The following is a 13,440-nucleotide window of genomic DNA, read 5'->3' as shown; positions in this document are numbered from 1 at the left end:
TTCGTGGTGCGCCTGACCGGTGGCTCCTGGTGGGCGAGTGAAGCGGACGAACAGAGCGGTCACGCTAGACCGACAGGGCGAGGTAGTGCGGCATGTCATCCGTTTCTGCTACGGACTTCCGGGTGCGCTGCTGTCCAATAGGTTTCGCAGCGAACGGACGATGGCATGCGAGGCCGCGCGCCGCGACAGTCCTCGCCGGTCGACCAGCTGATGCCGGTAAGCCCAGCCCACGATTGCTTCCACGAGGTCGAGGAGTTCCCGGTCCAGCTCGCCGTCGCGCCTGAGCTCGGTACCGAAGGTTTTGATCAGCGCATTCCGAATTCGGTTGTCGGTCAACCGCATTCGCGTGTCGATCTCGGGGATCGACTGTGATTCGAGCAGTCCGAGCAGGCGAGGATTGCGTTGTGCGGCGAAGATCGCCTCGCTCTGCTTCACGACGGCGTCGATCCGTTTGCTCAGCGGCAGCGCGGGATCCGGTGTAGCTATCAGCGTCTCGACATACTCCGACTGTGCCTGCACGGCGGCGATACGCAGGCTGTTGCGCTCGGGAAAATGAACGAAGATGCTGCGCTCGGACACTCCTGCCCGCTCGGCGATAGCCTTAGAGGTGGGAGTAAACGTGCCCTCCCTGAGGGCCGCCAGCAGTGCCTCGACGATCGCCGCGCGGGTCTGCTCGGGATTGCGCCGGCGGCGGCGCACACCCGGAGTGGCCTGACTGGTCCCGTCGGTCATCTCTGCATCCGATCACAGCCCGCGACGAATAGTCCAACTCATGCTAGACGGACGTGCGTCGCCCACCCTGCTATTGCAGTTGCACTGCAATATGATTTATGATGGCTCTCATGGTGACCGATGGGCGATTCAATCGCCTCTCTCCATCAGACCGTGTGTAAGCAGATAAATCGGCCGATTGGCGGATGTGAACGAATCGTTATCGAGAAATCAGAGAACTATCAGCTAACAGTTGCTCGGCTGGGTTCGGTGCTCGATCGATCGAGAACAGGAGATCGAAGTGGTCGACGACAAGGACGGTGTGAACGAGTCAGAGAAGGCAGGTTCTGGCAGGTCACCGGTAACGCGTCGCGGCATGCTCGGTGTCGGCGCGGCGGCATTGGCCGCGGTCGGCGTCAGCGGCGCGTTGAGCGCGTGCGGCTCCTCGGACGAGGTGAGACCCTCCGGTACCCAGACCGATCCCACTGATGCGATCGCCCAGGCGAACAAGAAGCTGGCCGATACCCTCCCGTTCTCCGACACCAGCGACTTCGCCGATGCCGATCGCGGCTTCGTCGCGGCGCTGCAGCCGGGTGTCGTGACAGACGACAAGGGAAAGGTGGTGTGGGACAACGACTCCTACAGTTTCCTGCAGGGCACCTGTCCGTCCTCAGCCAATCCCAGCCTGTGGCGGCAGTCGCAGCTGACCGTCAAGCAGGGCCTGTACGAGGTCGCGCCCGGCTACTACCAGATCCGCGGCCTCGACCTGTCGAACATGACCCTCATCGAGGGCGATACCGGCGTCATCGTCATCGACCCGCTCATCTCCAACGAGACCGCCGCGGCCGGGCTGGCGCTGTATCGCGAGCACCGCGGGAATCGTCCCGTCACCGGACTCATTTTCTCTCACGCGCATGTCGATCACTTCGGCGGTTCGCTGGGCGTGACCACCCGCGAGGATGTGACCGCGGGCCGCTGTCCTGTGGTGGCGCCCTCCGGTTTCCTCGAGCACGCGGTCTCGGAGAACATCTACGCTGGCACCGCAATGGCGCGCCGCGCCGCGTACATGTACGGCGCGGCCCTGCCGCGCGGCCCGAAAGGGCAGATCGGCGCGGGCCTGGGCCAGACCACCTCGGTCGGCACCGTGACGCTGCTGGAGCCCACCGTCACCATCACCACGACCGGGCAGGAAGAGGTGATCGACGGCGTTCGGATGGTGTTCCAGATGACGCCGGGCACCGAGGCGCCGTCGGAGATGAACTTCTACTTCCCGGACCGCCGCATCTTGTGTATGGCGGAGAACGCCACACACACCCTGCACAATCTGCTCACCCTGCGCGGCGCGCTGGTGCGCGATCCGCACGTGTGGTCCAAGTACCTCACCGAATCCATCAATCTGTACGCGCGCCGGTCCGATGTCGTGTTCTCCTCGCATCACTGGCCGATCTGGGGCACCGACAAGATCGTCGAATTCCTTTCCTTGCAACGGGATTTGTACGGGTACCTGAACGATCAAACGCTGCGCGGGCTCAACCTGGGCTTCGTCGGCAGCGAGATCGCCGAAACCTTCCGGATGCCGCCGAACCTCGAAAAGTCCTGGAACACACACGGTTACTACGGTTCGGTCAGCCACAACGTGAAGGCCATCTATCAGCGCTACATGGGCTGGTTCGACGGCAACCCCGCACACTTGTGGGAGCACCCGCCGACGGAGTCGGCCGCGCGGCACGTGGACGCCATGGGTGGGGTGAACGAAGTACTGAAGAAGGCCCAGAAGGCTTACGACGCAGCCGATTATCGCTGGGCCGCCACCCTGACCAACTACGCCGTCTTCGCCGACCCGGACAACAAGAAGGCGAAAGATCTGGAGGCCGCTGTCTTCGAGCAGCTCGGCTACGGCTCGGAGAACGCCACCTGGCGCAACTTCTACCTGTCGGGCGCGCACGAACTGCGCAACGGCTCCTTCGGCACGCCCACCGCCGCCAACTCCAAGGGCCTGCTGGCCGCGCTCACCATGGACCAAGCCTTCGACGCCATCTCGCTGTTCGTCGACGGGCCCAAGGCCTGGGACATGCATGTGGTGACCGACTGGAAGTTCAGCGACGAGAACGATCAGGTGCACCGTGCCGAACTACGCAACGGCGTACTGATCCACTACGACCGCTGGCCTAACGACGGCCTGCCCTCCCCTGACGCCACTATCACCCTCACCCGTGGCGGGTTCATCCAGAACATGATCGGCGGCGGCAATATGCAGGACGCCATCGCCAAGGGCGATATCAAGGTCGACGGCAATTTGACGGTGCTGGCCCAGTTGAAGGGTGTGTTCGGCAAGCCGGATCCCGGATTCGCGATCGTGACGCCGTAATCACTGCCCGTAGGCCTCGGTAGTGTCGGAACAACGGCGGATCTGATCTCGGTCTGAACTGGCCGAACCTGACGGTTCGGCAGGAAGGACCGACTGATGTCGGCGACACTCGACGTGTGGCGAACAACGTCGCGGTCGAGGTGCTCGAGACCACTGGGGTTGGAGGCGGTGACCCGCCGTCGTGGTGGGCGGGCACGGCGGGTTTCGATCCTCGAGCACCCCTGACCGACCGGTGGGCAGCGCACGCGTCTCGCAGCGCTGTCACCGAGGTGCGCAACAGTTGGGCAACCTGGTGCGGAAATCGCCCAGCGACTGATCCTCGAGGCCTAGCATGTCAACTATGACAACTCCTTCTTCTGACGGGGTGTTCGAATCCGCCTATCGCGGCGAGGCCGTCGAGATGGGGCTGGGTAACCGGCCGCCGTGGAGTATCGGCGAACCGCAGCCCGAGATCGCCGCGCTCATCGATGCGGGCGCGTTCCACGGTGACATTCTCGACGCCGGCTGTGGTGAGGCTGCGGTGTCGCTCTACCTCGCGGAGCGGGGCTTCACTACCGTTGGCCTGGATCAATCGACCACCGCTATCCAGCTCGCTCGTGACGAAGCCGCCAAGCGCGGCCTGATCAACGCCAGCTTCGAGGTCGCCGATATCAGCATGTTCACCGGCTACGACGGCCGTTTCGGCACCATCGTCGACAGCACCCTGTTCCACTCGATGCCGGTCGAACTACGCCAGGGCTACCAGGAGTCGATCGTGCGCGCCGCGGCACCCGGCGCGTCCTACTTCGTGCTGGTGTTCGACAGGACGACCGTGCCCGTGGGTCCGATCAACCCCGTCACTGCCGAAGAGTTGCGCAACGTGGTGGGCAACTATTGGGCAATCGACGAGATCCGGCCAGCCCGCATCCACGCCAACCTCCCCGAGGATTTTCTGGGCTTCGAAGACTTCGTCGGCACCGATATTCGGGACGTGAGCAAGGGCCGCAAGTCGATACCGGCCTGGCTGCTGTCAGCGCACTTGGCGTAAAAATTCTACTAACAGTCATCCAGCTGAAATGTTCGAGATCCTGAGCTCGACGACGAAGGCCGACAGCTCGGCGCCCAGCAGGAAGGCCGAAGCGCGGGCACCGGTACGGGTCCACTCGTCGAGGAGGTTGGCGATGACCGACAGCCCACGATCGATCGTCGAAATCAACAAAGCGCTCCCAGCGGGTGAGGATCAGGAGCGATTTGCCGGCTACGGGCTGATGGGGATGCCATTCGCCAGTGGCCACTACTTGGCGCTGCGGCACTTCCCTGCCAGCTCGGTCGGTGCAGGATACGACTCGGTGTGGCATCGAGACCCGGCCGGCGAATGGGTGATCTACAGCAGTGTTTCCCCGGAAGTCAGCTGCGCCCGCTATTTCGGCTCGGCGCTCGAAGACGCACGGGTTGAACACATCTCGGTAACCTGGACGGGGCCCTACGCGTTCACAGTGGAGATGCGGGACAGGCTGGTGTGGGATCTCGAGCTGGGGCGATCGGCGGCGACGGCGGCGATGACGGGTCTCGGTCGCATGCTGCCCGCGGCTTTGTGGAGACGCCCTGCTGTCCTGTCGCTCATGTCGCGGGTTGCGGGTCCGGCGCTGGGCATCGGCCGGGTGCGGCTTACCGGCACTTCCCCGAACGGTCAATGGTTCCAGGCCAATCCGCGGATGTTGTGGACCGTCGAGAAAAGTCGTGCACGGGTCGATGGAATCGATATCGGTCCTCCGGGGCCATTGGCCGAGCAGGCGCGATTGGGGGATTTCTGGCTGCCGCAACGCGGAATGTTCGTCGTGGGCGAGGCATATTTCGAGCAGTACGATGCAGCGCGCCATCGGCCGGCCCACCCCGGCTGATGATGTCCAAGGACGGGACAACGGTTCTCCATCGTGCGAATGGCACAACTACTGAAGGTGTCCACTTCGGGCTACTGCGAGCATGTGAAACGTTGCGTAGCAACGGTTTTGACGGCTCCACAGTGCGTATCGATGCCGCCACCGGGGATGGTCCGGTTGATTGCCCGAGTTGGGGGTGCCGGTAAGAACCGTGTCACCTGGTACATGAGCCCACTGGTTAGGCCCGTGGGGTGGCTCCGCTGATGATGCGGTGAATGGTGGAGCGGCCGACGCTGTATTCGTCGGCGAGGTCGGCGAGGCTGGCGTCGTCGTCGGGTCGTGGAAGCGGCGGTGGATCGTCTTGCGCGCTGCGAGAGGCAGTTTCGGCTGCTTGCCCGGTCGATGAAGATCCGCTCGGTCGGCACGCCGAGCGCCAGTAGTTGCTCGGTCTGGATCTCGACGTCCTCCTCGTCGGTGGAGCAACGCACGTATCCGACACGGAAGGGCCCGATCACGGCCCGATCGTTCCATATGACGGGGGCTCATCGGAACAGTTTTCGGAACACCTCTACGGAACACCGTGACCTGGGGCGGGATCCTTCGGCTGTCAATGTCCGCAGTCGTGTGCACGGATGTCCGAACTCATGTACACATGGGGGCTCGGCAGGCTGAGGATTCGCGCGAGTATGTGACGCTGTGGCCAGCCTCGCGCCAGCGGGGCGAATCGTCATTTCCAGGCGCGATGTTCGTGCAAACGTAGTGGTGAAACAGTCAGTGTTTGGATGATGCTTGCGTGCTCGCGATGAAGCGGAGCACTCGTTCGTTGACCTCGGCGGCGCACTCGCCGGAGATGGCATGCGTTGCGGTGGGCCAAAGTTCCGCCTGGACGTGCGGGATCAGCGCTGCCCTGGCATGCGCGGCGCTCGGGTTGTGGATGACGCTGCGCCCGGCGATGATCGCGAGCACCGGAACCCGAATGGATCGCAGTTGCTCATCGGTAAACGGCTTGGGCGTGGGCAGGGCGATGCTGAAGTCGCGGATACCTGCGTTGATCACCTTGGCCACCGGGTCATCCTTGGGGACCTCGATCCCGCCGGAGATCCAGCTCAGAAAGGCTGGCCTTGCCCAGCGGGAGATGACGGGGAGCAGCGTGAGAGTGGTGCGTAGCAACAGCATCGCCGGGAAGCCGGCCAGCGTGGCGACCGGGTCGAGCAAGCTGCACGACGCGACCCGGGCTGGTGAGCGGACGGCCAGATTGCACGCGAGCCAGCCGCCGAAGGAGACGCCGACCAGGTGCACCCCGGTCAGCCCGAGCGCCGCGAGCACGGCATCCAGCCAGGCCGCCTGGTCTGAAGCATCCCGGATAGACGCGGTCTGGGTGCTGCGCCCTGGTTCGCCGAGCAGGTCCACCGCGTACACCGGATGACGCCGCGCGAAGGCCTCGATGTTGGGCCGCCACATCACCGCGGTACCGGCACGGCCGGGCAACAGCACCATGGGCGCACCCTCGGCCTGCCCGAAACGGTAGGCCCGCACCAAACCGAATTTCGTTGGCACATCGTGGATTTCGTCCGGTTCGGGCAGCGCGCGCAGCCCGGCTTGGTATGCCCTGTCGTACTCGGTCCGCGCCTGCGGCGAGCGAAACCCCATCGAGCACCTCCTTTTTTTACAATACGATCGGATGGTAAACTGTGTGAGCCCAATTGGCAATACGATCGGATGGTGAAAGGTGCCCAAGCAGGTCGATCATGAGCAGCGCCGCCGGGAGCTCACCGAGGCCGTGTGCCGGATCGCTGCGGCCAGCGGACTGGAGGCGGTCAGCCTCGGGCAGGTGGCCACCGAGGCCGGCGTGTCAAAGGGCTTGGTGCAGCACTACTTCCGCTCCAGGGACGAGATGCTGGTCTACGCGACCGGGTACCTACGAGAAGGCCTGGAACGCAGGATCGCGGCCAGGGCAGGCGGTGCCACCCTGCGCAACCTGCTCGCCGCCCTGCTGCCCACCGACGAGGAGGCTCGCACGGAGTCTTTGGTGGCCAACGCCTTCTTAATTCGAGCGCTCAAAGATCAGGCGGTCGCGGACCGCTTCAGTAGGGGTGACGCGCTACTTCGCGAGGCAGTCGCCGCCCGGTTCAGCGCCGCCCAGGAAGCGGGCGAACTCGCCGCCACGCTGAATCCCATGCAGGAGACCGACATCCTGCTGGCCATGGTCGCCGGACTGAGTCAATCCCTGTTGCTCGGGCACCACACGCCAGCCTCCGCGCTGGCAACCCTGGACCATCAACTGGCCAAACTCAGGTAATTGGCGACCAGAGATTTGCGTGCCCTGACGGAAGTTATGTCCGTTTGGGGTAGACCACTAGAGACGACCGACCCACCCCCGGCAGCACCGAACACGGCAGCACCGAACCTGACCAACTGCTCACCCCCACAACAGATCCGGACGCGCCCACCGACGACCAGGACACCACACCGCCGGTAGCCGACGAAACATCCCCGGTGGAAACGGCCCGCTCCTCCCGCCTGCGGACACATCTCCGGGCGAGAGCAGTGGATCCGGAGCTGGTCAGCGTCGACCGCGACCCTGCCGTCGGCGGATATCGAGTCAGTGACCCCGACAGATACCTCGGCCGGGTCGAACGCCAGGTCAAGGTCAGCGGCCCCCGCCAGCACATCCGGTTTCGAACGCCGCCAGCTCCTCCGGGCTCGCCAACTCTCGCCGTTCACGCAGATCCCGCACCGCTGCCAGGCTCAACCCGACACCCTCACCTTCAGCTCAGACCGCAGAACCTCGGACCGGCCGAATCTACTTCAGAAATCCCGAGATCTGATCAAAATTCGAAAACCGGCTCAGGACAAACGAAACCCCCAGCTCCCAGGCCAGACACTCAAGCCGAGGACAGAGGAAACTCAGGGGTTATCTCTTAGTGGGACGGCGTTGTCGTGTGCGGCGCGAGCGCGGGCGATAGTGGCACGGTGTCGTTCGGCCCACTCGGTGAGGCCGAGTAGGTGGTCGTACAGTTCGCGGGCCATGTCGGTGGCAATGTATTCGACTTTGGGTGGCACGGTGGGGTACACGGTGCGCACCAGCAGGCCGTCCCGCTCCAGGTTGCGCAGGGTCAGCGTCAGCATCCGTCGGCTGATGCCTTTGATCGCGCGCTCCAGCTCGGTGAAACGCACTGGTCCGCGAGTCGCCTCCATCAGGATGCCGATGCTCCACTTGCCACTCACCCGGCCGAGGACGTCGAGGACTGTGCACACCTCCCCGCCATTGACCTGGTCGGAAACACAGGTGTTCCGCAGTGACATGAATGTGCCTTCTTCCACGGGGGCTAAGAATCGTGAAGCATGATCACCGTAACAACTCGTGCAGCTATGGAGGTCAGAGCCTTATGCCACTCACGTTCGACGATTCGACGCGGGAGTTGCTCGACGGTACGAACTTCGCCACGGTGGCGACTTTGAATCCCGACGGCGACCCGCAGACTTCGGTGGTGTGGATCCTGCGCGAGGGCGACACGGTGGTGTTCCCCAGCACCACCGACCGGCAGAAGGTCCGCAACCTCACCCGCGATGCGCGGATCAGCCTGACCGTCCTCGACACCATGAACCCGTACCGCACGGTGGAGATCCGCGGCACCGCCGAGCTCGTCGAGGACCGCGACCGTGCCGTCCAGCGTGAGGTCTCGAACAAATACCTGGGAGCGGACTCGCCGCCCGACCCCCAGGGCACGGTACGCGTGATCGTCCGCGTCATCCCGCACAAGGTTCGCGGCTTCTCGAACTGAGACCCCCACACAAGAAGGCATCCACACGCATGCACATGGGGAATGAGGCGAACCGCCGGATGCGCATGGCGACCCAGTTCACCTACGGAAACCCAGACGTCTTGACAGTCGTCGAGACCGATCGGCCCAGCCCGCAGGCCGGCGAGGTCCTGATACAGGTGGCGGCGGCCTCGGTCAACCACGGCGAGACCAAGATACGCGCCGGGCTGATTCCGCAGATCGGCCCGCCGCCGTTCACGCTAGGCTCCGATCTGGCCGGGATCGTCGCCGCAACAGCACCCTGGATGCCAGTCCGGAACTGAAATCACTCGCGAACCACGTCCGCGCGTTTGCCGTCATGATGACCGAACTCGAGGGCCGGGAACTCGAACAATGGATGAGCTGCGCCGATGCCGACGATCAGCCTGCGTTGCACTCGTTCGTCCGTGGTCTGCGTCGCGATCAGGACGCGGTCACCGCGGGTCTGACCATGCGCTGGAACAGCGGGGCGGTCGAAGGGCACGTCAACCGGATCAAGATGCTGAAGCGACAGATGTTCGGCCGGGCCAAGCCCGACCTGCTGAGGAAACGCATCCTGTTGAGTGACTGAGCAACACGGCAATCGATTTCACGAAATCTGGGCCAGATCCAGTTTTCACATGCCGTTGACAGCCGACGGCTGTGTCGTCCATTCCGATTGCGGTTCGAACTACACCTCGTACGTACCGGTGGTCTGCATCACCCTCTCGGCTTACCGTGGAGTAGCGGGGAGTTTCGTTGCGGGCAAGGAGAACCCGATGATCGACATCATCACGTTGCGAGGAACCGGAGAGACACGGGACGCGGACGGAACGCCTGCGGGCACGCTGGCCTCGGTCACCGATCTGCTCTCGAACAGCAGTTTCAGGTTCTTCGAACCGGATTGGCCTGCCTCGGTTGGGCCGGATCCGAGTCTGTGGGGGCCGTCGTTGGACACGGCCGTGCGGCTGGGCACCGCCGCAGGGGTGCAGGCGATCCAGCAATCACCGAATGTCTGTGGGCTGCTGAGTTATTCGCTGGGCGGCATCTGCGCCAGTCAGATCCTCGAGGGGGTGGCGTCGGGACAGTACACCAACACCGACGGCAGCCCACTGGAGATCGCCTTCGCCGTCTTCATCGCCAACCCGCTGCGGAAGGTGGGAGATTCGGTGAACGACCTGTGCCCGTCGACGACGTTCGGACTGCACGGCCAGCACGGGACCTGGCCCACACAGGTGGCGACCCAGGAGTACGCGAATCCGGGCGACATCATCACCGCATCGCCGGCGGATTCGCCGCTACGCCTCATCGACGTGGGAATCTCGCCATTCTCGTTCGTCGAGGGCGCGCGGTTCGGCAATGTGAGCTACCTGATCTTCGCCCAGCTGCTTGAATTCTTGACGCTGAACCCGCTGATCAACCTCGAGCGCTACGCAACTGCGGTCAACGGCGTGATCGGCTACCTCACCCCGTACCCGCAGGGCCAGCACGTGCTGTACTCGGCACAGGATATGCCGGGCACCGACGTGACCTGGACGACCGCGGCGGCGAATTACATCACAGCCGGCTTCGCGTAGAAGCTCAGGACCTGCGCCGCACTGAGGCCTCCACCAAATCCAGTATGGCGTCCAGGTTTTCGTTGGCGTACCCGGGCGACGAGGCCGTCCAGCACCAGGTCGAGATAGCCGACCAGGACGTCGGTCGGCTGCGGCTGTCGCGGCGGCACGGACCCGCAGCACGCAGTCGGTGACCACGAAGAATCGGCCGTTCGTGCTGGCGACTGTGGGTATGCGAATACTCCGATCAGGACTATCGGGTGGGTGGCTGGAAGCCGGCGATGTCGAGTTTCTGTCCGATTGCGGCGATGGCGTCGACAAGGGACCGGCCGCCGAGTTGCGGCCAGCCTTTGCCCTGTTCACCGAGCATCTGGATCCACTCGTCGCGGATGCGGCCATCGGGGTCGCGGGGCAACGGCACCTGTGTCGGCCCCGATGGTGGTGCGAACCCGGGCAGACCCAGGGTCTGGCCGACGGTGGCAACACCGTCGACGAGGGTGTGACCGGCCAGCTGAGGCCAGCCGTTGCCGCCGATGCCCATGAATTGAATCCACAAGTCGGTGATCGGATCCGGCGCGACGACTCCGACGCCGACCTGATTGGCGAAGTCCTCAGGCGAAAAGCCGTCGGCGGAGTTCATATCGCAGTTCCCGAAGGGCGGAGCGCCCTCTGGCAGGCCGCCACCATAACCCTGGCCGTCGGTGTACTGGTGCGCGATCTGGCCGGGCAGGTCAGGGTTGCTGCCGTAGCCGGCGCCGATCATGTTGAGACCGTCCGGGCGCACGGGCCACATGCTGTTGAAATCGGGCAGGTTGGCGTAACCGATGACCCGGCGGGTCGAGCCCAGCCAGTCGGCCAGCCGCCAGTAGGCGCGGTTGATGCCGTCGGATTGGTCCCCACCGGGGCTGCCGCCCGATTCGACATCGATCATGGAGATCATCTTCGGGTGCGGCCCACCCGCTTGGCCGACCATGCTCCTGTGGGTGTCGACGGTGTCGAGCCAGTTCGGTCGCCAGTAGAAGTAGACGATGAAGCAGGCTATTCGCCCGGTGTCGGCGGCTCGGGCAGCCCAGGCATAGTTGGTGGAGAACTTGTGGTCTTGGTAGGTCCCGTCGTTGGAGCGAAACGAGAAGATCTGATACGGGTAAGAGTCGTTGACCGGTACTTGGAACTCGGACACGTCAGCAAAAAGGGAATCGACCATAATCCCCTCCGATGGGTCGACCGGCTCTTGGGCCGGTCCGGATTCGGGTGGTGGCTATCCAATCTTCCGTGGCCGCGCCCGCGACGTCAGGGATAGTGCATTTCTCGTGACCACGTCGTAATCGGCGGTGCCGCAACGAAGCCCGTCGCCGCTTGGCAAATTGCCGCCAGCGCCCGCAACGACGGCATGGAACCTCAGTCGGGTCGTGGTCACCTGCGCACTACTGCACGCTGTCGCGGCGCGCTCGAGGTACCACGATGCGGTGTTGTCGGGCGGGTAGGTCCGTAGCCCGGCGCCGGCACCCGCCGACACTGCTCGGGCGGAATGTTGTGTACATCGACCGCGAAAACCAGCGCCGACGCCTGGCCTCCGGGTGCCAACTGGACCGGACCGGACACGAGCCTGCACAGAAGCGAGATCCAGATGCTGAGATCGTCGCCGGTCCTCAAACCGGGGCGGCTCGCAGATCACTTCTCACGCGAAGGCTATGCGGATACGGTGTATCCGGGCGGAGCGTCACCCAGGAACGCGGGAACACATGGCACACGACGCCACTGTGGTCGGGGTAGAGCTGCCCGAGGCGGTATTCGATCGTCTCCCTGCGGGGCGGGGCCGACCACGATATGGGCATTGGTGCCGATGATCCCGAACGAACTCACTCCGGCCATCGAACCGCATTCGGGCGTCAACCACGGCACGGCCCGGCCCGAAGTGCGAATATCGTGTCCGTTCAACTCGATTCGGGGATTGAGGGTGTCGAAGTGCACCAGCGGCGGGATCATTCGCTCCCGGACCGTCAGCAGGGCCTTCACCAGGCCGACCGCTCCGGACGCCCCTTCCAGATGACCGAAGTTTGTCTTCACCGAGCCGACGTGGAGGGGCCTCGCACCATTGCGGGCGGCGAGCGCCGCCACGATCGCACTCATTTCGATCGGATCGCCCAGCGAGGTTCCCGTGCCATGGGCCTCGACCAGACCGAGATCGGCTGCGCCGCACCCGGCGTCGGCGAGGGCGGCTTCGATCACCCGACGCTGCGCTTCGGCGTTCGGCGCACTGAATCCCGACGTCCGGCCGTCCTGGTTCATCGCGACACCGCGTATCACGCCGAGGATCGAATCGCGGTCACGTTGCGCGTCTGCCAGTCGTTTGAGCACGAGCAGGGAACACCCCTCACCACGCACGAATCCGTTGGCGCGCGCGTCGAAAGTCCGGCACAGGCCGTCCGGTGACAGCGAGCCGGTCCGATCTATCGCGCGGGTGGATCCGGGCGCCAGGATGAGATTGACGCCACCGGCCAATGCGATCTCGACTTCACCGCGCCGCAGCGACTGCACGGCGTGGACGATCGCCACCATCGCGGAGGAGCATGCGGTGTCGAAAGCGACCGCAGGCCCGGTGAATCCGAAGGTGTAGGCGATCCGCCCAGGAGCGAAGCTGTGACCGTTGCCGAGTGCCCAGTGCGCGTCGGCGTACTGCCGGGCCCAGTCGGCGTAGTCCTGACGGCCGGTGATGCCGACAAAGGTACCGACCTGCTCCCCACGCAGCTCGACCGGGTCGATCCTGCTGTCGCACAAGGCTTCCCATGCGACCTCCAGCAGCAGGCGATGCTGCGGGTCGATGGCCTGCGCCGCACGGGGGGTGATGCCGAAGAACTCCGGATCGAAATCGAGAGCGTCGGGGATGAAGCCACCGCGCAGCGGCAGTTGCGCCCACTCGTCCTCGAAGGGCCAGCGGCGGTGCATGGGCATCTCGCCGATCAGGTCGCGACCCTCGAGCAGCGCCGACCAGTAGTCGTCGAGGTTGCCGATCCCGCCCGCGAGCCGCAATCCGGCACCGACGACCGCGATCGGCCCCGTCTCGGAGCGCTGGTCCAGTTCTGCACGCAACCGCTTGATGGTCTCGGTGGCACGGCGCAATGCGGCACCCTGCCGTACGCCAGTATCCGGTTCGTCCATACTGT

At 64.5% G+C, this 13,440-nt stretch carries 13 protein-coding genes and 1 pseudogene; 8 read left to right on the top strand and 6 right to left on the bottom strand.

Annotation, left to right across the window (positions count from 1 at the left end):
- Positions 1 to 108: 108 nt before the first annotated feature.
- Positions 109 to 732: a TetR/AcrR family transcriptional regulator gene (locus LKE06_RS17415; RefSeq protein ID WP_228000241.1), complete on the bottom strand. Its 624-nt coding sequence runs from the start codon at positions 730 to 732 to the stop codon at positions 109 to 111.
- 355 nt (positions 733 to 1,087) lie between these two features.
- Between LKE06_RS17415 and LKE06_RS17410 the strand changes: the two genes are divergently transcribed.
- The 3 genes from LKE06_RS17410 (at position 1,088) to LKE06_RS17400 (ending at position 4,959) form a co-directional block, all read left to right on the top strand.
- Positions 1,088 to 3,079 (top strand): alkyl/aryl-sulfatase, encoded by a 1,992-nt coding sequence (locus LKE06_RS17410; protein ID WP_228000655.1) that lies wholly within the window; start codon positions 1,088 to 1,090, stop codon positions 3,077 to 3,079.
- 340 nt (positions 3,080 to 3,419) lie between these two features.
- Positions 3,420 to 4,106, top strand: coding sequence for a class I SAM-dependent methyltransferase (locus tag LKE06_RS17405; RefSeq protein ID WP_228000239.1), 687 nt, complete (start codon positions 3,420 to 3,422; stop codon positions 4,104 to 4,106).
- 133 nt (positions 4,107 to 4,239) lie between these two features.
- Complete coding sequence (locus tag LKE06_RS17400) at positions 4,240 to 4,959, top strand: hypothetical protein (protein ID WP_228000237.1); 720 nt, start codon at positions 4,240 to 4,242, stop codon at positions 4,957 to 4,959.
- Between the two features lie 750 nt (positions 4,960 to 5,709).
- Here the strand turns inward: LKE06_RS17400 and LKE06_RS17390 are convergent.
- Positions 5,710 to 6,588: an alpha/beta fold hydrolase gene (locus LKE06_RS17390; protein WP_228000235.1), complete on the bottom strand. Its 879-nt coding sequence runs from the start codon at positions 6,586 to 6,588 to the stop codon at positions 5,710 to 5,712.
- 79 nt (positions 6,589 to 6,667) lie between these two features.
- Between LKE06_RS17390 and LKE06_RS17385 the strand changes: the two genes are divergently transcribed.
- Positions 6,668 to 7,237, top strand: a complete 570-nt coding sequence (locus LKE06_RS17385; RefSeq protein ID WP_228000234.1) for a TetR/AcrR family transcriptional regulator — start codon at positions 6,668 to 6,670, stop codon at positions 7,235 to 7,237.
- A 608-nt stretch (positions 7,238 to 7,845) separates the two neighbouring features.
- On the opposite strand, the gene LKE06_RS17380 is transcribed toward LKE06_RS17385, so the two are convergent.
- On the bottom strand, positions 7,846 to 8,244 hold the full coding sequence (locus LKE06_RS17380; RefSeq protein WP_228000233.1) for a winged helix-turn-helix transcriptional regulator: 399 nt from the start codon (positions 8,242 to 8,244) through the stop codon (positions 7,846 to 7,848).
- A gap of 83 nt (positions 8,245 to 8,327) precedes the next feature.
- On the opposite strand from LKE06_RS17380, the gene LKE06_RS17375 reads away from it, so the two are divergent.
- Genes LKE06_RS17375 through LKE06_RS17360 form a run of 4 tightly spaced genes read left to right on the top strand, consistent with a single transcriptional unit; the run spans position 8,328 to position 10,297 of the window.
- Positions 8,328 to 8,723 carry a PPOX class F420-dependent oxidoreductase gene (locus tag LKE06_RS17375; protein ID WP_228000231.1) on the top strand — a complete coding sequence of 132 codons (396 nt, stop codon included), beginning with the start codon at positions 8,328 to 8,330 and terminating at the stop codon, positions 8,721 to 8,723.
- Positions 8,724 to 8,758: 35 nt separating this feature from the next.
- A complete protein-coding gene (locus LKE06_RS17370) occupies positions 8,759 to 9,025 on the top strand; it encodes an alcohol dehydrogenase catalytic domain-containing protein (protein ID WP_228000229.1) in 267 nt (88 codons plus the stop codon).
- A complete protein-coding gene (locus tag LKE06_RS17365) occupies positions 9,004 to 9,312 on the top strand; it encodes a transposase (RefSeq protein WP_443678133.1) in 309 nt (102 codons plus the stop codon). Before LKE06_RS17370 ends, LKE06_RS17365 begins: the two co-directional genes overlap by 22 nt.
- Before the next feature lie 49 nt (positions 9,313 to 9,361).
- On the top strand, positions 9,362 to 10,297 hold the full coding sequence (locus tag LKE06_RS17360; RefSeq protein WP_228000228.1) for a hypothetical protein: 936 nt from the start codon (positions 9,362 to 9,364) through the stop codon (positions 10,295 to 10,297).
- A 4-nt stretch (positions 10,298 to 10,301) separates the two neighbouring features.
- On the opposite strand, the pseudogene LKE06_RS17355 reads toward LKE06_RS17360, so the two are convergent.
- The 3 genes and pseudogenes from LKE06_RS17355 to LKE06_RS17345 all read right to left on the bottom strand — a co-directional run.
- Positions 10,302 to 10,437: pseudogene (locus LKE06_RS17355) on the bottom strand (TetR family transcriptional regulator); the annotation flags it as partial.
- Positions 10,438 to 10,529: 92 nt separating this feature from the next.
- Positions 10,530 to 11,480, bottom strand: coding sequence for a hypothetical protein (locus LKE06_RS17350; protein ID WP_228000227.1), 951 nt, complete (start codon positions 11,478 to 11,480; stop codon positions 10,530 to 10,532).
- A 485-nt stretch (positions 11,481 to 11,965) separates the two neighbouring features.
- Positions 11,966 to 13,435, bottom strand: a complete 1,470-nt coding sequence (locus LKE06_RS17345; RefSeq protein WP_228000226.1) for a beta-ketoacyl [acyl carrier protein] synthase domain-containing protein — start codon at positions 13,433 to 13,435, stop codon at positions 11,966 to 11,968.
- Between the last annotated feature and the right edge of the window lie 5 nt (positions 13,436 to 13,440).

Origin of the sequence: Nocardia australiensis (assembly GCF_020733705.1) — a bacterium.
Lineage (GTDB): Bacteria > Actinomycetota > Actinomycetes > Mycobacteriales > Mycobacteriaceae > Nocardia > Nocardia australiensis.
The sequence above is the reverse complement of the archived record's forward strand: the minus strand, read 5'-3'. Positions and strand labels throughout refer to the sequence as shown.

What these genes read in the sequence shown, in the direction of transcription:
- LKE06_RS17380 (WP_228000233.1), bottom strand. Translation starts at nt 8,244, where the DNA reads ATGTCACTGCGGAACACCTGTGTTTCCGACCAGGTCAATGGCGGGGAG.
- LKE06_RS17400 (WP_228000237.1), top strand. Translation starts at nt 4,240, where the DNA reads ATGACCGACAGCCCACGATCGATCGTCGAAATCAACAAAGCGCTCCCA.
- LKE06_RS17410 (WP_228000655.1), top strand. Translation starts at nt 1,088, where the DNA reads ATGCTCGGTGTCGGCGCGGCGGCATTGGCCGCGGTCGGCGTCAGCGGC.
- LKE06_RS17390 (WP_228000235.1), bottom strand. Translation starts at nt 6,588, where the DNA reads ATGGGGTTTCGCTCGCCGCAGGCGCGGACCGAGTACGACAGGGCATAC.
- LKE06_RS17360 (WP_228000228.1), top strand. Translation starts at nt 9,362, where the DNA reads ATGCCGTTGACAGCCGACGGCTGTGTCGTCCATTCCGATTGCGGTTCG.
- LKE06_RS17370 (WP_228000229.1), top strand. Translation starts at nt 8,759, where the DNA reads ATGGGGAATGAGGCGAACCGCCGGATGCGCATGGCGACCCAGTTCACC.
- LKE06_RS17405 (WP_228000239.1), top strand. Translation starts at nt 3,420, where the DNA reads ATGACAACTCCTTCTTCTGACGGGGTGTTCGAATCCGCCTATCGCGGC.
- LKE06_RS17345 (WP_228000226.1), bottom strand. Translation starts at nt 13,435, where the DNA reads ATGGACGAACCGGATACTGGCGTACGGCAGGGTGCCGCATTGCGCCGT.
- LKE06_RS17375 (WP_228000231.1), top strand. Translation starts at nt 8,328, where the DNA reads ATGCCACTCACGTTCGACGATTCGACGCGGGAGTTGCTCGACGGTACG.
- LKE06_RS17350 (WP_228000227.1), bottom strand. Translation starts at nt 11,480, where the DNA reads ATGGTCGATTCCCTTTTTGCTGACGTGTCCGAGTTCCAAGTACCGGTC.
- LKE06_RS17415 (WP_228000241.1), bottom strand. Translation starts at nt 732, where the DNA reads ATGACCGACGGGACCAGTCAGGCCACTCCGGGTGTGCGCCGCCGCCGG.